General features: G+C 58.8%; 16 protein-coding genes and 1 pseudogene. 9 read left to right on the top strand and 8 right to left on the bottom strand.

Translation table 11 applies throughout. From position 1 onward, the window contains the following. Positions 1 to 116, top strand: a pseudogene (locus tag O7B34_RS31440) (IS630 family transposase); the annotation flags it as partial. A 415-nt stretch (positions 117 to 531) separates the two neighbouring features. On the opposite strand, the gene O7B34_RS31445 reads toward O7B34_RS31440, so the two are convergent. Together O7B34_RS31445 and O7B34_RS31450 are read right to left on the bottom strand one after the other, a co-directional pair. Next, the gene (locus O7B34_RS31445; protein WP_337149604.1) at positions 532 to 1,077 is read right to left on the bottom strand and encodes a Crp/Fnr family transcriptional regulator; all 546 of its coding nucleotides are present in this window, start codon (positions 1,075 to 1,077) and stop codon (positions 532 to 534) included. Between the two features lie 685 nt (positions 1,078 to 1,762). After that, a complete protein-coding gene (locus O7B34_RS31450; RefSeq protein WP_337149605.1) occupies positions 1,763 to 2,353 on the bottom strand; it encodes a hypothetical protein in 591 nt (196 codons plus the stop codon). A 413-nt stretch (positions 2,354 to 2,766) separates the two neighbouring features. On the opposite strand from O7B34_RS31450, the gene O7B34_RS31455 reads away from it, so the two are divergent. The 8 genes from O7B34_RS31455 (at position 2,767) to O7B34_RS31490 (ending at position 15,817) form a co-directional block, all read left to right on the top strand. After that, the gene (locus O7B34_RS31455) at positions 2,767 to 4,863 is read left to right on the top strand and encodes a GumC family protein (RefSeq protein ID WP_337149606.1); all 2,097 of its coding nucleotides are present in this window, start codon (positions 2,767 to 2,769) and stop codon (positions 4,861 to 4,863) included. 14 nt (positions 4,864 to 4,877) lie between these two features. Next, entirely contained in the window at positions 4,878 to 5,438 is a 561-nt protein-coding gene (gene nusG / locus O7B34_RS31460) for a transcription termination/antitermination protein NusG (protein WP_337149607.1), read from the top strand. Between the two features lie 379 nt (positions 5,439 to 5,817). After that, a complete protein-coding gene (locus tag O7B34_RS31465) occupies positions 5,818 to 7,449 on the top strand; it encodes a hypothetical protein (protein ID WP_337149608.1) in 1,632 nt (543 codons plus the stop codon). Between the two features lie 189 nt (positions 7,450 to 7,638). Continuing rightward, positions 7,639 to 8,859, top strand: coding sequence for a glycosyltransferase (locus tag O7B34_RS31470; protein WP_337149610.1), 1,221 nt, complete (start codon positions 7,639 to 7,641; stop codon positions 8,857 to 8,859). A gap of 128 nt (positions 8,860 to 8,987) precedes the next feature. Beyond that, the gene (locus tag O7B34_RS31475; protein ID WP_337149612.1) at positions 8,988 to 10,358 is read left to right on the top strand and encodes a polysaccharide biosynthesis/export family protein; all 1,371 of its coding nucleotides are present in this window, start codon (positions 8,988 to 8,990) and stop codon (positions 10,356 to 10,358) included. Between the two features lie 196 nt (positions 10,359 to 10,554). Further along, positions 10,555 to 11,433: a sulfotransferase family protein gene (locus O7B34_RS31480; RefSeq protein ID WP_337149614.1), complete on the top strand. Its 879-nt coding sequence runs from the start codon at positions 10,555 to 10,557 to the stop codon at positions 11,431 to 11,433. Between the two features lie 257 nt (positions 11,434 to 11,690). Further along, on the top strand, positions 11,691 to 13,196 hold the full coding sequence (locus O7B34_RS31485) for a lipopolysaccharide biosynthesis protein (RefSeq protein WP_337149617.1): 1,506 nt from the start codon (positions 11,691 to 11,693) through the stop codon (positions 13,194 to 13,196). A 140-nt stretch (positions 13,197 to 13,336) separates the two neighbouring features. Then, complete coding sequence (locus O7B34_RS31490; protein ID WP_337149620.1) at positions 13,337 to 15,817, top strand: putative Ig domain-containing protein; 2,481 nt, start codon at positions 13,337 to 13,339, stop codon at positions 15,815 to 15,817. A gap of 152 nt (positions 15,818 to 15,969) precedes the next feature. Here the strand turns inward: O7B34_RS31490 and O7B34_RS31495 are convergent, their stop codons facing one another. The 6 genes from O7B34_RS31495 to O7B34_RS31520 form a co-directional block, all read right to left on the bottom strand. Beyond that, positions 15,970 to 16,479 carry a nucleoside kinase gene (locus O7B34_RS31495; RefSeq protein WP_337141271.1) on the bottom strand — a complete coding sequence of 170 codons (510 nt, stop codon included), beginning with the start codon at positions 16,477 to 16,479 and terminating at the stop codon, positions 15,970 to 15,972. Positions 16,480 to 16,703: 224 nt separating this feature from the next. Further along, the gene (locus O7B34_RS31500; protein ID WP_156938267.1) at positions 16,704 to 16,958 is read right to left on the bottom strand and encodes a hypothetical protein; all 255 of its coding nucleotides are present in this window, start codon (positions 16,956 to 16,958) and stop codon (positions 16,704 to 16,706) included. A 79-nt stretch (positions 16,959 to 17,037) separates the two neighbouring features. Then, a complete protein-coding gene (locus tag O7B34_RS31505) occupies positions 17,038 to 18,033 on the bottom strand; it encodes a nucleotidyltransferase family protein (RefSeq protein WP_337149622.1) in 996 nt (331 codons plus the stop codon). Then, on the bottom strand, positions 18,023 to 19,189 hold the full coding sequence (locus O7B34_RS31510; protein WP_337149624.1) for a PqqD family peptide modification chaperone: 1,167 nt from the start codon (positions 19,187 to 19,189) through the stop codon (positions 18,023 to 18,025). Before O7B34_RS31510 ends, O7B34_RS31505 begins: the two co-directional genes overlap by 11 nt. A 94-nt stretch (positions 19,190 to 19,283) precedes the next feature. Further along, a complete protein-coding gene (locus tag O7B34_RS31515) occupies positions 19,284 to 20,288 on the bottom strand; it encodes a hypothetical protein (protein WP_337149626.1) in 1,005 nt (334 codons plus the stop codon). Positions 20,289 to 20,296: 8 nt separating this feature from the next. After that, positions 20,297 to 21,130: a hypothetical protein gene (locus tag O7B34_RS31520; RefSeq protein WP_337149628.1), complete on the bottom strand. Its 834-nt coding sequence runs from the start codon at positions 21,128 to 21,130 to the stop codon at positions 20,297 to 20,299. Positions 21,131 to 21,133 lie beyond the last annotated feature (3 nt).

A 21,133-nucleotide genomic window follows, 5' to 3' on the forward strand; every position in this document is an offset into this window, starting at 1 on the left:
AGAAACGCACCGTCGAGGACACGTGGCGCCACATCGGACATCTCGTCGAAACCATCGAGGCAGCCGAATGTAAGAACTACTTCGAAAACGCAGGATACGCTTCCGTCAAAACGTGAAAGGCTCTAGCCAGGGACAGCGACCGACAAGCCAGCCGGAGCTTCCGCAACCATATCGTCAGGCGGGTGCACTGATAGCGCACCTCCCGATAGGAAATGTGCCATCGACCGAAGTATCGGACACCACAAATCGCTCTAGAAAAGAGACACGCCAAGACGGAGGGCGTACGATCCCGTCTGTATTTCCCTGACCTGGACACCACCGATTGGCGTAATTGCCTGGTTGCAAGTATGCGTTAGATTGACCAGTACGGGTGCGTAGCGTTAAGCCCGCCGCAGTGGCCGGTGCGGTCTTCACGTCCCCGGAAGGCTGCCCCTCCGCACCGGCCATTTCCTTTACGGCTCTGCATCGACTGCGGCTCGGTAGTTGACCCTCGGCGAGGGCCGGTGCGCGGTCGAGACCGGAATTGCGCCATCAACTCGAAATGTAAGACCGATCAAATCCGGCTATTTTGATAAGTCCCGCGTGGTCATGCAACTCGACCACACCATTGCGGAACGAAACCAACCCGTTTTCTCGCAAATCCTTCAACACGCGACTTACATGCACAGCAGACAGCCCCAGCGCGTCGGCCAACTGGGCCTGGGTCAGCGGGCATTCAAAGCGCTGCGGATAACCTGTGACCGATCTATGTGCGCGGCAGCCCAGTTCGAGGAGAAGGTGAGCCGTGCGTTCAATAGGTCCTCGTCTACTGACTCCTGCCAGATGTTCGGTGACCCTTGAGTACCGCCGTGCCTCAGCCAGCATGATGGCCTCGCAAATGGACTGCGGATAACGGGAAAAACATGTATGGACCGGACCCGTCAACTCGATCGCGGTCACGTCCGAGAGAGCCGTTACCGTCTCGCTCCCGTCTCCGCAGAACTCGATGAAGGCAAATTCGTGAGGGAGCGCAAAATCGACGATGAGACGAGAGCCATTCCGCAGCGTTTTGGCGAATGCGGCCCACCCCGCGGTCATGACTAGGATAAAGGACCTAGCCTGATACTCCCGTGCAATCGTCGTGTTCGCCGGATAAAGGCGCCGGACAGCTCCAGGCAGTACAGAGATTCCCATTTCTGAAATTGGTTCAGCAAGGGTAGGCTCCCTCGCCAATCCAAGAGCCTGCTTTGATAAGCTCATTTTGTGTGATTACCCCAGCCGTGATCGTCCCTCAGGCCCAAACTAACAGCTACACATAAAGTTCCATTTATAGTTTCATCCGAATGGAGGCGCAACCTACCACCGTTGGGCACTACCTTACCACCTTCGGAGGATATCAGCATGCAGCAAACGTCATAAAGAGCCGCAATGCCTGCTGGGGCCACCCATGCCGGTACAGCGCGGACAGCCAGAGCGTCGGGCGCACTGGCCAGTCGGGGGTCACGATTTCCTTGTTCTGGCCGCGGCACCTTTGTTCCGCTCGGCAGCCGTTCGGTCCATCGGCAAGGATTTGTGACCGCAACCGAACGAAAAAGCGAACCAGCTGCCGTGCATCTGCGCCGAAGCCGGCTCTTATGATCTCTACCGGATCGGCTTCTGCAAGTAGCCCGTGGGCCCGCCAGCAGCAACCCGGTCGCCCGCAGTCGACCTTTCCTTTGGGCTGCGCCCAGCCGGAGCATCAGCTAGCTGGCGGTCACTTCACTTGGCCGAAAGGCAGACCCACTCAACTTGACACCAGTCTTGTTCGACGTCTTTCTTCTGAAAGAACGTCGGATCCTGTTGGTTGAGTTAATGCCGAAACCGCCGATCCCACTGTCGGATCTAGCGGTTGGAACTCTTGCCAAGGAGGCCCAGGGATCACCTGCGTCCCACTTTCGAGACCCTCTGTCATGCCCCCCGCAACGACCGACTCCATTGTTCTAGCTGCTGGTTTCCGGCGAAGCCGCGAGGTCGACGGATGCTTGGCCTTATAGGTTTGCCGTCTTTCCTCGGCAACTTCCAGGTCATCGAGCACCGATATGGCCGATGCAAGGCGATTTTCGATTTCGGCAAGTCGCCTGCTGGTGGAAATCAGGGCAACTGAAACCAGCAAACTGTAGGCGAGCACGACAATGGCTGCTCCTGCGGGGCTTTCGATGCCGAACACGATCAAGGCCCCAACTCCAATAAAAAAGGCAAGGGCACCATAGCCCAGCAACCGGCCCTTACTTAGAAGAAGCATCAACGGCCAGGTTGCAGACAGCATCAGAATGGCTAACGGTCTGCTGACCGCCCAATCTACAAGTCCCGGAACAATGTCGCTGTAAGTGTCCATATCAACCTCGGAATAAACGGGCCGGCCCGCCTCTTCGTCGTGTGGGAGCGTAGGCCGTCCCGCGCGCGCCGGCTCGGTGGTCGCGTCATAGAGCACCCGGACGAGCGATAGATGTCCCTGCGAACGTCCTAAGGTCCGAAAGGCTCATCGGGTAGACCAGATCGACCTTTAGCCGAATTACTACTCAATAATGGTAATGGCGGCGGTGTGCGCGAAGCTGTTATGTTTTCGGCTGACCGGCGACGCGATCGTTGGTGGGCGGAAGCGATTTGGACATGCCGGATGGCGGGTGCGAACCCTGTCACCAGTCTCATCGCGCCTAACAGGCAACTGCCCAAACAATTTTGAAGTGAAGCACATTCAGCCGACGCTGAAGGGTGGGCGTTGTTCTGTTGATCGCTAAGGATTCGGCAATGGCAAGTTCAATTGACAGTCCGACCATGACCAGAGAATTACTGCCGCTCGACGTGCGGGAGATTCTTGATTTCTTTCTCCGCCGCTGGAAGCTGGTGTGCAGCATTGCTGTAATCACCTTCGCCCTATTTGTCGCCGCCGCCTATATCCTTCCACCATCCTACACGGGCGTCGCACAAGTCTTACTCGATTCCCCGGTCGACTATATGACCCCGCAGGATTATTCCAATTCTGATTTTGCCGATAATTCGACATTTATCGAAAGTCAGATTGCAGTCCTGAGATCCGCCTCGCTCCTTCAGAAGGTCGTCGACAGCGAAAAACTGACGGAAGACCCGAAGATCGGGCCGGGGGCATTAATATGGCTACAGGGCGCCCTTGGGGTTTCGCGTGTCGGATTGGCGGATGTTATTGAGATCTCGGTGACCGCCTACGACCCGGGGAAAGCAGCATCGCTGGCGAACGCAATCTCCCAGGCCTACCTCGCTGATCGAGTTAGGTCCCGTTACGAAGGGGCCAGGAAAGCGTCCACATGGCTCAGTGAGCGGGCCGCATCCCTGCGAGCGGAACTGAGCCTTTCGGAACAAGCTGTCCAGAAGTTTCGGATCGATCACAATCTATTGGCGACGCCAGCAGGCAGTTTGACTGATCAGCAGCTGTCTGAATTGAATGTCGCATTAATCACCGCACGCGCTGAATTGTCGGAGAAACGGGCACAATATCAACAAGTTGACAAATTGCTGACTAGCGGAGGCGACATCCAGTCGATGCCGGACGTCTTGCAGTCCGTGGTTATCAGCGCGCTTCGGGCCCAGATCTCTGGAGTGACACGGCGGGAAGCCGACCTTAAATTGAAATATGGCGATCGGCATCCGGATGTCCTGGCGGCGCAAGCCGAGCGCCGCGACATCGAGGGGCAGATTACCGCCGAAGTCCAGCGTCTCATCGGCAATCTGAAGAATGAAGTGGACGCTGCCGAGGCCCGGGAAGCTTCTCTCAGCCGAGCCTTGAATTCGGTATCCAACCGATCCGAAGTCGAAGGTCAGGTCGGCGTGCAGTTGCGCGACTTAGAAAGAATTGCCGCCGCGAACAAGGAGCTGTTTGAGACATTCCTTTCACGCGCCAAGCTCACCGAGGAGAAGTCTACCCTGCTGAACAGCGGCGTACGTGTGATAACCGATGCGGTTACTCCGGGTTCGCCAAGCTTTCCGAACAGGCCTCTATTCGCGGCGCTGGGGCTTGTGCTCGGCTTCTTCGTCGGGGGCGCAGGCGCCGTTCTTCGTGAACTTTTCGCTTCCGGCTTCATGGCAAAGAAGCAGATAGAGGAAGAGCTGTCCGTTCCGGTTCTTGCATCCATCCCACGGATGGCGGGCTGGTCGAGAGACGCCCAGTCCCAAGCTCAACCTGTGGCTTATCTCGAGCGCAGACCGCTATCGAGGTTTAGCGAGGCCGTGCGGCGGCTCCGCCTGGGCATCGATGCGACGCCCGAACAGGCCCGCTTGCCGCGCCTCATGCTGGTGACATCGGCGATGCCCGGCGAAGGAAAGACAACCCTGGTATTGAGCTTGGCCTGCTCCGCAGCGGCCGACGGCGAACGGGTTCTGGTCGTCGATGCGGACTTGCGGCTTTCGGCCACCACGGCCTTCTTCGGCATGGCAGACAAGGTCGGCCTGGTCGACCTTCTGACGTTGCCGGTGAAGGCAGCAAACGCAATTCATCTGGACGAACGCTCGGGGATATCCCTGCTCCCTGCGGGCGCAAGGACCCGGAACCCGCCTGCCCTTCTTGCTTCGGCACGGATGCGCTCGGTTCTCGAAGAGCTTCGCGGAAAGTTCGACACGGTGATCGTTGACGCACCACCTGTTGGAGCCGCGGCCGACGCCACGATCCTGGCGCGGTATGTCGACAAGGTCCTCTTTGTCGTGAAGTGGCGCGAAACCGCGCGCGAGGCCGTTGCAGAAGGAATTCGACACCTCGGCGGTCGGTCGAAGATTGCCGGCATCGCCCTGACAATGGTGGACGAACCAAAGCTGCCAAAATATGGCCGATACACGTCCCTCGAAAGTAGTGTCTCGGACAGTTACTATCTCAACTAGAGAAATGTTTCGCCATGCAGCACGCTGAATTATACCATGATCGCTTCCCGGAGCCGGTAGGAAAGACTTACGGCGGGGACCCAGCGCGTTGGTACGTGGTCCAGACGCACCAACATTCCGAGAGCTTGGCGGAGCGGCACCTGCTATCGCAAACCTTCCGAACATACCTGCCCAAGCGAAGGCGAACCGTTCGCCACGCTCGCACTGTCAGAACCGTCGCCAGTGCGTATTTCGACTGCTATCTGTTCGTCTCGCTGGCTGCTCAGCAAAGTTGGTACCCGATCAACTCAACCGTCGGCGTGCGAAGACTTGTCATGAGCAAAGGAATGCCGGTCCCGGCGCCATACGGCGTGATCGAGTCCTTGATAGCCGCAACGGACGAGGACGGAATTTTGCACCCCGATATCTTATTGAGGCCAGGTCAAAGAATTAGAATCATAGATGGGCCGTTTTCGGAACAGCTTGGCATTCTTGATCATGTTGGAAGTGCTGGAGCAGTAAAAATTCTTCTTGATATAATGAACCATTCGATTCCAATCACGATCGACCGAGATAAACTTTCGGTTATATCCTGAATTCTATGCATTAGCTTTTGTGTAATATCTTTTTGCTTGGAAGACGCCGAAACCACCCGGCAAGAGAAGGATGAGTTGGCACCCAATTCACCCTCGATGCGGCAGCTTGCAAGGCGACATCCAAGGCTGCAGGCCGGCGTTGAAAACATTGGGTGCTGCGTCTCAACGAAATCAGCGCCAATAGGCTGGATATACCTCGCCGATACGATGACCGGCGACGATGAGCGAATGACGCTCGACGCGATCAACCAGGGGAAACCCCTTGCAACCTTCACGTAAATCTAAACCCGGAAGCCACCGTCCGACGGATCCCGGAGAGCCTCGGGACGGCCTGCAGCCGCAACAATATCGTCGCTGGGTTCCAAAAGCCAAGGCAAGCATGCTGGTCGAAGCGTTGACGCCGGGGGTGAATATTCCAGCGCCAGCCAGGGTGGTTGGGGCGAGCCCGTCGATCAACAAAGCAGATGCCGGTGTTTCGCAAACCGACGCAAGCGCCTCCTTGCTGCCCCTCGAAACAGTCCCGGCCCTCCCGATCGCCACCGAACTATTTCGAGCATTCAATGAGAGCGGCCTGAAGTACGGAATAATTCAGGATCTCGCATCCCTGCAAAGCGGACTTGCGGGCCGCGACGACCTGGATCTCCTTCTGGACAAGCACGACTACCCGGTCTTCTGCTCGATCGTGAGCAAGCTGCACGGCTGTCGCAGCGTGAGCCTGTCTTGCTACGACAATGTCTGTGCCGGCCGGGAGGACTGGTTCCTGCCTGACTTTCCAAATGGCCGCTATCTCCATCTCGACATGCATATCGGGATCCGTGTCGGCTGGGAATTTCGCAAGCGATATCCGGTATTCGACTATGCGGCGATTACACGATGGGAATCGATTTGTGTGGATGGGGTGTCGATTCCAGTCGTCTCACCCGAGGACGAGATTCGAATAACCATTGCCCGCTTCGCCTTCCGGACCCGGGCATTGCCTTGGCGAAAGTGGATCCCCGTCGGTGGTGGTTGGAGGGACCAGTTTGCACGCCCGCCACTTCCGTCAGGCCAGCAAGGCTTGGGTGTCGCGGAATACACACTTGGCGGCGGCAGACTGGCGAGCTGCAGGTTTCTGCAAAGCGTAGACGGTTTGATGGCAAACCGCAGAGATCTTGCCAGGCTCCGGCGTTCAATCCGTGAAGCCTGCGGTTTTACAGGAGGCTACGGGATCGCCGATGCCGGCGTTCATCTGGTCCGCAAGACCTCATATCTGGCGTTGAGGTCCCTTCAGCGCCTGATGCCCGGCACATTCCCACCAAAGAGGCGACCTGCGGCTGGCGGCTTTGTAGTGGCGCTCGTCGGCCCTGATGGCATGGGAAAGAGCACTCAAGCTGATCGGCTGACACGGATATTTCGATGGAAATTCGGGTGTGCGCAAGCATATGTCGGAATCGGAGACGGCAATGGGTGGTGGCTCCGCAAGGCGTTGCAGACTCTGGTTTTTCCCTACAGACGCCGCCTAAAGTCGTTGGCCCAGCACGATGGCAACAATTCCCTCAGCCGAAATTGGTCGAAGGGAGGACTCGCTGCTGCCGCGCTGGCATTCTGGGCAGTCTTGATCGCGTTAGAGCGATACGCTGTCGTGAAACGTGCGCATCGGTGGGCTACGCGCGGCCTGATCGTCATTTGTGACAGGTGGCCGCAGGCGCTGTGTAGCGGATATCTGGACGGGCCAACCGTCCCACCGCACCTCTTCTCCGTCCCCGGCCTGTCGGTTCTCGCCCGCCTCGAGCAAAGGCTCTATCAAAAGATGGCAGAATGCCGGCCACAACTCACTTTGCATCTCGTTTCAGACTTTGCCATCTCCGAGCAGCGCAAGCCGGGAGAGATCAGGAAAGAAGCGTTCGATGCGCGGCTATCGCTGATGGCGGAGTTGCGAGACAGGGACAAGAACATCCGAACCATTGACGCGAGCGCCGGCATAGAGGCGGTCGGCCAGGAACTGTTCAGGCATATCTGGTTGTCCTTCTAAGAACAGCTGGCGGCTTAACGCCGGCATTCACCACAGCAGACGCGCTGGCCAGCTTGCCATGAGCGCGCCAAGCAACAGCCGATCCAGGCCGTGCCCGGGAAGCCGCGAGGAGCCCTCAACGCACCGCCTTCAGGCGCTCGCTCACCCGGACGCGCCGTCCCGGATTCATGTTCCCTGAGGTATAAGCAAATGAAGATTGTTCATGTGCTCACCAGACTGCTTCGGGCAGGCTCCGAAGAGAACACATTGGCCTGCTGTCTCGCTCAGGCGCGGCATGGCCACGAAGTGGTTTTGGTTCACGGCCAAGAATACGATGCTGGATTACGGGCGTCGGTTGCTGGAGCCATCAGGGTGGTGACGCTGGAAAAACTGATCAACTCGATTTCGCCATCCCGTGACATTTCCGCATTCGGGCAACTCACTCGCCTTATACGCGATTGGCAACCTGACATCGTGCACACACATCAAAGCAAAGCCGGGATCGTCGGTCGCCTTGCCGCCAAGGAAGCCAATGTCCGTTGCATCGTACATGGCGTGCACATTTTACCTTTCGTGCATGTGGGCAACGCGCAGAGGCTCATGTTCCTGGCTGCCGAACGCCTGGCCGCGAAAGTCACGCGCGCTTTCATCGATGTCAGCCAGGCCATGCGCGACATTTGCATCGCCAATCATTTGGGCAGTCCCGATCAGCACCACGTCGTCCATTCCGGTTTCGATCTGACACGCTTCGCGAACGCGCAATGGCCGCAGGAGCCGCATCTGCTCCTGGGAACGGCCGCCGGAGAGCCTAAGCCACCGGTAATCCTTATGCTGGCCGCACTGGAACCGAGAAAACGTCATGTAGAGTTCATTGAAGCATTTGGGCAAGTCGTAGACCGAATCCCAAACGTGCGACTGATCCTAGCCGGTGAAGGGCCGAGCCGGTCCGCTGTTGAAGCGGCGATTGAACGATCCCCGTTCGCAAACAACGTTCGCATGATCGGCTACCATTGCGAGCCTGAACGACTAATCAGCCTGGCCGATGTATGTGTGCTGACGTCCATGCGAGAAGGACTGCCTCGGGTCGTAATGCAGTATCTGGCGGGTGGCCGAGCCAGCGTGGTCTCGCACCTGCCGGGCGTGGAAGAAGTGGTGAAGCATGGCGTGAACGGAATTGTGACGCCAGCAGAAGATGTTGGCGCCGCAGCGGCGGCGATCGCGGACCTTCTGCAAAATGAGCGCTATCGCGCTCAACTGGCTGCCAGTGCGAAATTCACCGACCTTTCGTCATGGGGAATGGATGCCATGTGCGACAGGGTCGAGTCGATCTATCAGTCCGTTCTTGAGTCAGCTCTCTCAGCCGCAAGGCCGAATGACCCGCGAATTCGCGATGGCCTCGCCAACCAGACCGTAGGACTGCACGGATTTTGATCCCTTTTTGCTCCTTCGACGGAGCACGGATTTCCAAGGCTTAATTCTCGACAACGAATACCTGCCGTGACGTTCCGCCGATGAATGTCGACTGGTCCTGACGGCAGCATGACAACGGGAGTACGACGATGCGTTTGCGTGCCAACCAGCAATTTCCATCCAAGCCTTCGCTGCAGGATTGGTGCCGATGGCTATTTCCAAGATCCGTACCCGTGGCCGGCCGCATGCTCGCAATGATTGGTGGCCTCGCCATTGCCGTTGTTCTGCTCGCGGCAGACGCTTCCCGTGCCGATGGCTATACATTCGACACCGGCGACGTCCTACGAGTATCCGTGATTGGCGAGACAGCCTATCCTCTGGAAGTCGTGGTCGATGATCGGGGCTCGATATCACTTCCCATGTTGGGTGATGTCCAAGCACGCGGCCTCAGCAGCGTTGCCCTTTCGCAGGCCATTCAGCGTGCATTCCAGCAGCAGAAGCTCATCCTCGAGCCCTACGTGAAAGTGGAGATCGGCCAGTACCGGCCATTCTTTATTTCCGGGACGGTTGCTCATCCCGGATCGTACCCGTTTCAACCCGGCATTACGGTTCGCCATGCACTCGCCATAGCAGGCGGCTTTCGGGCTACGACCGCGGGAAACACGGAGCCGGCCCTGCAAATAGCGGATCTACGCAGTGCGCGCGCAGGTCTGGCGATCGAGGAATACCGCCTGAAGGTTCGGCTTGCCCGGCTCCAGGCGGAAAGCCGACAGGACAAATCCTTCGTTGCCCCGCCGGATCCGCCAGTCGAGTTTGGCGTCCACTTGATTGACGACATCGTAGCATCCGAACAAGCGCAGTTGGACGCGCGCCTTGCCGCATATCGGGACGACATTTCCTACCTTGATGTCTCGTTGGAGCGGGCCAGGAAGGAAGCGGATATGGTCGCTGCCACTCGAAAGGAACGGGAAAAGACCGCGGACATTCAACTCGAGGAACTGCAGTCTGCCCGGTCCTTGCGGGAAAAGGGCCTGGTCACCAATTCGAATGTCATGACGGCCGAACGAGCACATACCAGCTATCGCGCCGAACTTTCGCAGACCGAGCTGCAGCAGGAGCAGGCGCAGCAGGCGATGCTGACCGCTGAAAGCGAGCTGCGAAAAAAGAAGCAGAGTTATGAAATGGACTTGATCTCGCAGACCCAAGACACGCAGGTCGAGCTGGGGAAAATTCAAAGTCAAATAAGGTATGTCGCCGACAAGCTTCTCTTTATATTTACATATGGCGAACAGAGGACCTTCGACGACTTGCAAGGCTCCGTGAAGATTTCGATCTTCAGGCGCGACCAGAAAGCCGCCCACGACATCGTCGCGGATGAAAACACCGAAGTCAGAGCTGGCGACGTCATCGAAGTCTCTGTCGTGGCCAACAAAGGGTTCTACGCCCCGGACACTTCCGGAACAACGGCGATCCCGAATGCGAAAGGCCCGGCGCTCCAGCCAAGCCTTATTGGTCAATAGCAAGAACACATGCCCGCCTCCTCGGTCACGGCTTCGCTTCAGGCTGCGGCCTCGCTCCGCAACGATCGTGGGTTCGTTGGGCCATGGACCTTTGAGGGACCAGATCATGCGTGCTTCAGAGGCCAGTAGTCGCGCGGCGGAGCTTTTCACGCCGGTCGGCGCGATCCTGGCTAACCTTTAGAGACGGAGACCTGTCATGACAGCAACAGAGCTGAAACCTCCGATTTTCCTGATCGGCAACTATCGGTCTGGAACCACAATCGCACAAAAATTAATCGGGCTGCATCCCGACATCGTTACCTGGTACGAGCCGAAAACAGTGTGGCTATACGCCGATCCGGCGCGGCGTCATGACGAATTCGTCGAAACCGACGCTACTGACAGAGTCGCTCGCTACATTCGCGGCAGATTCCTTGAATATCAGTCGCAACACGGCGACAGACAGATCATGGAAAATACGCCTGCCAATGTCCTGCGGGTGCCCTTTGTTCACAAGATATTTCCAGACGCGATATTTCTCTATATAACGAGAAATCCTTTTTCTTACATAAGCTCGATGGAACTTAAATGGCAGCGAGCTAAATCTTTAAAAGGTCTAATACGACTCTTGAAGATGACGCCCGTGTCACAGATTCATTATTATGCCAGAGACGTTCTGAAGCAGGTGGTCACAAAAAGGCTGCTGGGGAAGAAATACACATCGATCTATGGGCCACGTTACAACGGGATAGATCGGGATTTGAAGGAGAACGAGAAACTGACGGTGATCGCGCGCCAGTGGGCGCGCGGCAATCGAAAGGCTCGCGAAGATCTCGCCAAGCTGGGCAATGGCCGCGTTCTCTCTTTTCGCTACGAGGATTTGATACAGGACCCCGAGTTGGTCTTGCGGCGAATCTATGAGCATTGCGGGCTGAACTGTACTGACGATATCGTCCACAAGGCCAAGGAGATGATCGATCCTGGCCGCCAGCAGAAGTGGCTCCGCCTCGAACGGAAAGATTTGACGGCGATCATACCGGAGATCCGGGATGAGATGGAGTTCTATCGCTACGAAATCCCCCCGCTCCTTCAATAGGAAAGGCGCGCTGGGCGGGCAAGCGAGACCGCTGCCGAGGCCCTTTGATGCCTCATGCGCACGCAACTGCAAAATAGGTGCGGTGAAGCTGAGTGTCGAAGGGCACGGATGACCCTTACGCCGTCATCCCGGCAATGACGAAAATGACCATGGCGCCGATGATCACGGGCGCATCGCCGAGCATCGCCTGCGGCCCGGCCGATCCAGGATGGACGCAGTGGTCGCCTTTTTGAACCGGCCGACGAGTGGAGAGAGATGTGAGCAACAACCGGCGGGGGCTGGCAAAACAGAGTGTCGTGGGCATGTTCTGGACGGCCCTGTCGATGGGCGCCCTCGCGGTCGCCGAGCTCGTCGCACTTCTCGTCCTGGCCCGATTGCTCTCGCCCAATGAGTTCGGCCTTTACTCCGCGGCGCTGATCGTCATCAAGTTTTCGGCGATCTTCCAGGGACTTGGCATTAGCCCCGCAATCGTCCAGCGCCCGGTCCTGGAAGAACGACATCTTCGGGTAGGGTTCACCTTGTCGTGCCTCCTCGGCCTTGTTGTGTCCGCCCTGGTATGGGCGATGGCACCGGCAATTGGCGGTCTGCTTCGGCTCCCCGATCTTGCTCCGATCGTTCGTGCCATCTGCTTTGTGTTCCTTTTCCAAGGCGCTTCCATGGTGGCATTGGCCGCAGCCCAGCGCGCGCTGCGGTTCCGCTGGCTGGCGCTCGTCGACGCCTGCGCCTTCGCCGCTGGCTACGTCGTTGCCGGTCCGGTGCTGGCTTGGCTCGGCTTCGGTATCTGGGCCCTTGTCGGCGCGCTCCTGATCCAGCAGTTCATCCGCATGGTCGTGCTGCTCGCCGGCCAGCCGCATCCGATGTTACCTTTGCTGGAACGGCGCGCCACCGTCGAGCTGCTTTATTTCGGAAGCGGTTTCACCATTGCCCGGATATGCAATTACCTCGCCACCCAGGCGGACAGGCTTGTCGTGGGCCGCTGGCTCGGGGCAGATGCGCTTGGCCTGTACGGCCTGTCGTCGCAGCTGATGACGACGCCGGCGGTCATCGTCGGCCAGGTTCTCGATCGAGTGCTGTTCCCGACCATGGCTCTGGTCCAGGAGCAGCCGGCGCGGCTTGCTCGTGCCTATCGCAGCGCGGTCGCGGGTTGCGCTCTGCTGGTCCTGCCCGCCAGTGTGGTCGTAGCGATCGTCGCGCCGGAGTTGGTTGCGGTCATTCTCGGGCGGGGATGGGTCGGGGTAGTCGCGCCGCTCCAGATTCTAGCGTTCAGCATGCTGTTCCGCACGAGCTACAAGCTTAGCGATTCCGTCTCGCGTGCAACAGGGACGGTCTACGCTCGTGCCTGGCGCCAGGCGGTTTTCACCATCGGCGTCTTCGCCGGTTCCTTCATAGGGCAATTCTGGGGCATAGAAGGCGTGGCGTTCGGCGTCGGCGCGGCCTTCGGGATCAACTTCTTCCTCATGGCACAGTTGAGCCTCCGCGTGACCGGCATGACATGGGGGGATTTCCTTGCGGCGCACCTGCCCGGGCTCGCGCTCGCGGGCGTTGTCGGGACTGGCGTCTGGGCAGTCGTGGACTGGCTGCGCGAGTTCCATCTATCTCCTCTTCCCCTGCTCATCGATACGGCATTGCTGGCATCCGCCGGAGGCTTGCTGCTGTGCTGGATCCTGCCGTCGCTGTTCCTTGGACGGGACGGGCTATCACTGCTGCGCCTGCTCGCGGCCGTGGCGCCTGCCTGGCCCAGGATGAAGAAGGCAACAGACTGACCAGCAGGACATTCGGGCCGCGGCTTTCATGCGCCTGCGATGCGGTGGCCATTCGCGCCTGGGGTATGGGAACTGACCTCCTGTCGGGCACGTCGCGATGCCGGTTTTAATCACGAGAAATTGGGGAAGGGAAATCCAACATGACTAAACTGACTGAGGTTGGCGCGAAATTCCTGATGACTGAATTCGGCAGCGACGCAGGCATTGGCGGCGACTGGCTGAACATTGACGATGGGACCCAGCCGAGCGGAAAAGAAAGCGGTAACGAGACGGGTCATGTGCTCTCCGATCTTGGCGAGGGGCTTGCTGCCGAAACCGGCCAGGGCAGCCACACTCCGAACTTGGAACCAGCCGCGAGCAAGCTCGATCTCATTTCCGGGCATGGGATCATCCCGCCATCGGGAGACGACGGCGGATTGAAATTCACCGGACAGGCCCAGGTGCCGGCTGGACTTGCCATCCATCTGGACAGCACCTTTGTCGACAGCTCCCGGAATCATGCGGACAGAAGCGTCACCTACACCGCCCCTGCCCTTGCAGACACCGGCACGGTCTCGACAGGGGGCGCTGTCGCCACCAGCAGCCTCCTCGCCGCCAGCTCGACTGCGATCGACCCGATCTTCGAGACCAGGGTGGCGACCGCAGGCGACGACGTCGAGGAGAAAGGCTCCGGTACGATTGGGACCAACATCAGCGATCTGGAGCTGGGTTATGACGGCAGCACCCGCCAGACCGTCGGCCTTCGCTTCACCGGCATCGACATCCCCAAGGGTGCCATCATCACCAGCGCCTACATCCAGTTCCAGGCCAACGAGGTGAAAACCGGCGCGGCCTCGCTGCTGATCCAGGGCGACAACACCGACAACGCCAGCCCCTTCACCAGCGCCGCCTTCAATGTCTCCTCGCTTCCCCGGACGACGGCATCCACCGCCTGGACACCGGACCCGTGGACCGTCGTGGGCGAACAGGGCCTTGCCGAGCGCACGCCGGACCTTACGGCCATCGTCCAGGAGGTCGTCAACCGCTCCGGCTGGGTGGCGCTCAACAACATGGCCTTCGTGATCAGCGGCACCGGGACGCGCACGGCCGATTCATACGAGTACAATCCCGCTAGTGCGCCGCTGCTGCACGTCGAATACCTGTTGCCAGGATCCGGCAAGCCGGTGGCCTTCAACACACCCGCCGATAGCAATTCAGCCACCAACGAGATTAACGAGCTCGCCGCGACCGGTGCCCCTACCGGAATTACTGCTTCGGCTACCGATCCCGATGCCGGATCGAGCGTCACCTACAGCATCAACGATGCGCGCTTCACCATCAATTCCAGCACCGGTGTCATCACGCGCTCGGCCGTCGGCACGCTCGACTTCGAGACCCAGCCGTCCATCAACCTGACGGTGACGGCGACCTCCTCCGACGGCAGCACCGCCAACAAGAGCTTCACTCTCGCCGTCCTCGACAGCCCGGAATCGGTCGCATTCAACGCTCCGCCCGACGCCAACACCGCAGCCAACCAGATTCTCCAGAGTGCCCCCGCCGGTACTGCCGTCGGCATCACCGCTTCGGCCTCCGATCCCGATGCCGGCTCGACGGTCACCTACACGATCGACGACTCGCGCTTCGCCATCAATTCCAGCACCGGGGTCATCACGCGATCGAGCACCGGCACGCTCAATGCTCAGTCCGAACCGACAATCAATTTCCACGTCAAAGCCACCTCGTCCGACGGCAGCTTCGATACTCACACTTTCACCGTTGACGTCACCGGTAGCAGCCAGCTGCCGACATCGGTGACCCTGGCCCATACCATCCTGACCTCGCAGTGGTCGCCGCCGAGCCCTGATCCTACTGACATCGTCTATATTTCTCACCTTGGCACGCTGCTGGTTGCCGACAGTGAAGTCGATGAAATGCCCATTTTTACCGGCAAGAATCTCTACCAAATGAATCTGGCCGGCAATCTCATGGGAACGCTCAGTACCATCAACTTCTCGGACGAGCCGGCCGGGGTCGCTTATAATCCTGCTAACCACCATCTCTTCTTCTCGGACGATACCGGCACGAAGAGCGTCTACGAGCTGAACCCAGGCAAGGATGGGCTTTACAACACGTCCGACGATATCGTGACCTCATTCAAGACCGCCGCGTTCGGCAGTAAGGATTCGGAGGCTCTTGCCTACGACACAAAACGCGGAGTGCTCTATCTCGAGGATGGCTCAAACCATAACATTTACACCATCGCTCCGGGCCAGAACGGCAAATTCGACGGCGTCCCAAGCACGGGTGGCGATGATGTCGTGACGAGTTTTTCTGTACAATCGCTCGGATCCCCTGCTGACGGGGGCCTCGCGTATGATGCGGTCCACGACCTGCTTTACGTCATCGTGTCACGCACCTCGGTGGCAATGATAACGCCAACCGGGAATCTGTTGGGCACGCTCGATATCTCGGCGGCCGACGCGCATAAACCGGCCGGATTGGCGCTGGCGCCGAGCAGCGACGATCCGAGCCACCAAATGAGCCTCTATATCGTCGATCGGGGCGTGGACAACAACACGGATCCAAACGAGAACGACGGCAAGATCTATGAATTCCATTTGAACGATTGGGTAATCGCCTGATCCGGCACGGGTTCGCGTCTTCAAGTCAGTCTTTAGGGCGTCCGGCTTGCCAATCCGCAAGCTGCCGGTCGGCTACAAAGTCTCAGCGCCGCCAGCGAGCCGTTCAGGCGGCTAGCGTTTTCCCGCAAACCATTCACGATGCGTTCAGGGCTTCAGGCGAGTTGAGCGAGGATATCGTCGACAACGCTTGGGACCGTGCCCGCAGTGTCGATATCGATGCCAGCGGGAAGATATTCCCGGGTATGATGGTAGCGCAATACCAGCCGCCGCTCGGCCGGATCGAAACCTGGCTCATTCGGTCGCCCATCCAATCGTCGGTTCAACGTCTCAACGTCTACGTCGAGCACAAAGACCTTGTCGAATAAGTCCAGGAATTTATGGAAATTGCGCGACCCGCCACAGAAGAAGGTGGCAGGATGGGTGGTGTCGGCAGCAATGGCCCGGACCTTGTCGACGGGCCAAATCCAGTGCGCGTATCCCCAGGCGATGTGATCCTGGCCTTCGGGTGGTCCTGGCAGTGCCTTGCCTGTTTCGGGGTCGCCGACGTAGGCCAAGGCCCGGTCACCATGGACGACATGATAACCCCGCCGCTCCAGTTCGGTGGCGACAGACGTTTTTCCAGTGCCGGAACCGCCTTCGATCAGGTAGTTCTTGATTCCCATAGGCGCCGTTTATCATGTCATTCAATCCGGCGAGAAGAGAACGACAACGTGGGAGCGGAACACCGGTTACAAAAATCGGCAATGGGACGATGCTCGATGCAACGAGTCTCAGCGCCGTTAAGAAAACCCGGACCGCCGGCGGCACTCTGGGCGCCGCAAGCGGTCTGGGCTTTCACGAAGGGCTGAGCCCTATGTCGTCGAGACGCTGTTTTTCAGCGACCTGCTCAATGATCTTTTTTCACCTGGCCGGGCGGGCCGACGTGAATATGGTTCTCGTCTCCCCAACCATTGCCGGGGCGTGTGCCGCCCGATTTGGCAATTGCCTTGGAGTTCAAGCTTGTGCCGAGCAGAAGCGTCACAGCCGGCGGCGTAACCGCCGCAAAACGCCCCGCTTTCTTAAGAAAGTCACGGCGCGCTTGAGCCTCCGAGACCAGCGTCTCTTGCGTCCGTTCCGAGCGTTTTGTGCTTTCTATTGACATTTCGACCTCCCACAAACTTTCTCAAATTCGCAGGTTGATCTTACGCTTTCCATACAGGCGCACTAGTTCCCCAAAAGGCTTAGATTTTCGTGCGAGGATTGAAGAGAGTGCGAGCGACGCGATGCAAGGGGTCCGACGGCCCACGTTTCGCCAACCCGTAGGCGCGTGAAAACCGCCATATGCCCCACATCAAATTGCCTGCCAGGCGCAGCGGGGCGCCAATGATGGGGTGGGTCGCCGTGAAGACGCGCCTCCAGTGCTGGAAACGGACCATCGGGCGTTGTGTACATTTTGCGGGGATTCTGGTTCCAAAGAAATGATGCAAGGCCAAGAGCTGGGTGTCGAGCGCATTGCGGGCGCTCCGATCCGGCATGGATTCCTGCAGTGACATCCAGTCCACGTCCTCGCTTTCCGCCAATCGGGCCAGATCATGAAGGTGCCTGAGATCTATCCTTCCGCGCCAGTAATCTCCCTCCTTGAGAAGGTCGTGCACCATCCAATGCAGGGCGCGAGACCGAGCGGGAGGAATGTTCACCCGAAGTCCTCCGAGTTGGACGAGTTCGGGAGGGGCATAGCAGGTTGGTTGGCTCGGCCGAAGTTCCAGCATTCCGGCGTCATGCTCGCGGGCCATGCCTCGGGCGCCCGCCACATCGACGTAGCCAAGCTCTTCAAGACAGGTCCGGGCGAACGTCTCTTCGCGCGGGTCCACGGCTAGATCGAGGTCACTCGTCATCCTGCTGGGAACCTGGCCGCCCGGCGAAAGAAACAGAGGAACGGCCCCCTTGAGCAGAAACGGTACGATGTCGCGGCCATTGAGGGCCGCAACGGCTTCACGCAGTTGGGTACGCAAGCGCAGGTTCCGTTCGCGATTGCAGTCGTGAACGAACCGAAGGTACTCGCGCACGTCCTGCGGGAGTTGATGGATTTGTCCGGCCCGAGCGAGAGACGAGAACAAATCGGGTGTGAGCAGAGTGTGATTTGCCAGAGCAATCACGGCCTGCCAGTCGGCGCTGTCGGTCGGAGCGCCGCGAAGTCCAGCGATCAACGCCTTAAGCGCGTTGCCTCTACTCGTCATGGCATGCTTTCGAGATAAGCTGTACCGCATCATCAAGCCCGGAATAGGTCAGGCAATAGGTTTGCGCCGAGCCGATGAGTTGGGTCAGCACTTCGAAAGCGGTGCCACTGAGCTCTCCGCCGGGTGCCAGCGCGCCGTTGAGCAGGCCGCGCAATGCGTGAGCTGGATCGATCGGCTCCAGGCTAGCTTTCGAGTCACGACCTCGGCGGAGCAGGACCACACAGCCAATGGGTATAGGAGCGGGAGGCAAGGGCACGAACGCCTTGGGCACGGCAAACCGTACACGCTTGCGGTCGGGGCGGCGACAGATCGGAACGGCATCGAGGCCGGGGCAGTATTTGGCCAGCAACGGCCATGCTCCCGCCTTGACCGCCGGGGCAAACGGAAGGCCGACGCCATGCCCGCTAGAGTCCAGCAGCGTCACATCGTCGGCGACAAAGCCAAATCCTGCATGGACCAATGCCAGGGTCAGCGTCGTCTTGCCCGCGCCCGGATTGCCACAAAGAAGGACGATGCGTTCATTTCTGAGAAGCGCAGCCGCATGGAGGGCAAGTTCATATGCGCCGTAGTCCAGAACCTCGGTCAGCAATTGCCCCTTCAGCATGACGGGCAGCTCGTCGAGGGAGCAGGACAAAATCCACTTGCCATCCCGCAACAGATTGACTCTCCCTCCCTGCCCAACCACCTCGAGCAGTACGTCGGCAGTATCTCTTTTGACCTCGAGGTGGCGAAATACGGAAATCGCGGGAAAGGCGTAGGCTGCCGGATAGACGATGCGTATCTTGAGGCCCGCAACCGCGACCACCTGGCTCACAGGCTTTTGAGCTGACGAAGTAGACAAGGGCGCGCAGGGCCGTATCAGGTTCAGCCGCTGCCAATCCTCGAGTGCAGCCTCGACATGCCTGTCTGCCTCAAGTCTATCAACGCCACTGCGCGCCATCTCGACCGAGATGGCGTGCGGTGGCATGCCCTCCTCCAGAGAGCGCCAGATGTCGGCAGCAGTATCGTTGACGGCGAAAATGGCCTTCTGGGAAGGGCTGAACAGGATATTTTGTCCCCTGACGCGTACCAACCGCCCCTGGATCACAAACGTGCCAGGGCCGTGATCGGCGGATCCTGATGCCATACTTCTGTCAATCGCCTCGTGCTGGTTCATCGCGGTGACGGTCCAATCTGTTGTTGCAAGCAGGGTGCATGCGAGCGGCACCTGTCTTTGCAGTTCGGATAATCATTGCCGACGCTGCGACTTCTCACAGCAACTCGTCGGAGAACCGGGCCACGTCCTGATGCGCCGCGATCCACTGGAGATGCGCCTTGTTCCAATATTCACGGGCGTTGGCGCCCGTCAGCAATCTGAAACCAGATGGCGGCAGTGGCAACGAGGAGGGGATTGGCTCGTCGGGCAGCCACAGCAAAACGTTGTCGCGGCTTTCAATCGTCAGCCGCCATGTTCTTTCCAGGCGATGGAATCCACGCATGTTGGCCGCGGCCAATGCGAAAACGGATTCCGTGATCCTCAACCTGGGCGACTGATCGACAGCCTTGATCGGCGCCTGATGTGTGATTTCGCCCTTGGACAGAAAGGCATGCATGCGAATGAGGGATTTGTCGACCCGCACCGTTTGCCCTGTTCCGTCCCGCTCGTTTGACGCAGGGTCCAGGCTGATCCCCGAGAAACATCCGTCAAACAGGCAATCTTCGATGATACCGCTGAGGAGATAGTCGTTCTCCACCGCATCATCCCTGATTTCGCTGAGCCAGCACCCTTTTAGGCGAAAACCGTCGGCGTGCTCGGCGAGGCGAATGCCATCCCAGCAGCGACGGGCACGCACCCCTTCTATTGTCGCATCGGTGGTTCCGTCCCTGACAAGCAGAGCCGCGCTGTTGCAGTAGGTATCCCGCCAATCAGACGTCAGCGGTACCTGGCCGTCGAAGCGGCCGCCGACAAAGCGAACCCCGGGACAGTTGCGGATGACGACGGGATAGCGATTGACCGGCAACGGCCCCTCGTCGCAGCCCATCGTCGCGCTGGGATCGCTGTTTCTGCTGTTGGCCACCGTGAAGGAAGCATTGCGAGCATTGATAGTTGCTCCCGGCTGGAGATTCCGAATTAATTGCTGTTTGAAGCCATACTCACCCGCCAGGACGAACTCGTTGCCTCCCGGCGTTTGGCCGCCTTGCGCTCGGAGCGAGCTCGGCAACAAAGCGATTACAGGATACAAGCCGGCGACGGCCATGAAAGAACGGCGGTCCATTCTCGTGCTCATTGACCTACCCTATCGCACAGCCGATGCCGTTCAAGGCAGGCCAGTAGCACCGCGTCGAGAACCCTTTCGGCGACGTCTTCGGGCGACGCAACCCTCTCCACGTTGACCGCCACCAGTACGCCGGCGTGATCTTCCGTTCCCATCCTCCACTCAAGATCGGTCGCAATCTGGCGGCAAGCACCATCCGCGGTCGACCACAGATCAAGGCCGCGGTCAGGAGATGTCCTTTGCATCCGCGAGGACCGATCGCCCCTTTTCAGAAGTCGATCTCGTGCCACGCCGATCTCGCCGCGCAGATGGACAAAAGCAATATCGTGCACGCCAATGGCGAACAGGATATCAAGCCACTTCTCGGATGTTGCCCCACGCCTGCTCTTAAGCAAGATGGATAGGAATCCCTGCAACAGGCCCTGGTCCATGACAATGATTGTATTTCTTCCCTGTCTCTCGCTTTGAACATAAGCAATCAGAAACGAAAGGTTCCAGATGACTCTGACTGTGTCGACAATTGATGATTGCCCACCTTCGATGACAAAGCGCGCAATTCGCGAGAGCAGGGAGCGAAACTCACGATCCCTAAGCCTTGGTGCAACAATACCTATTCTGTAGATCTGGCGGCTGATGAACTTTCTTGTCTCCGACGCTACCCGCACATCACCCACCAACGGGCCGTGCCGCCGCAAACCGTTCGCCAACAGGGTGGTTGCGGTTGTCTTTCCAATCCCGGGGAGACCAAAGAATTCCACAAATCGAATGTCTGTTTGAAGTGAGCGTGGTTCGACGTTTGGCGGCAAGCCTGCCGTCAGGTCATGGACTGTGTGCGAAGCCATGGG

Source organism: Mesorhizobium sp. Cs1299R1N3, assembly GCF_037179625.1.
GTDB classification, from domain to species: domain Bacteria; phylum Pseudomonadota; class Alphaproteobacteria; order Rhizobiales; family Rhizobiaceae; genus Mesorhizobium; species Mesorhizobium salmacidum.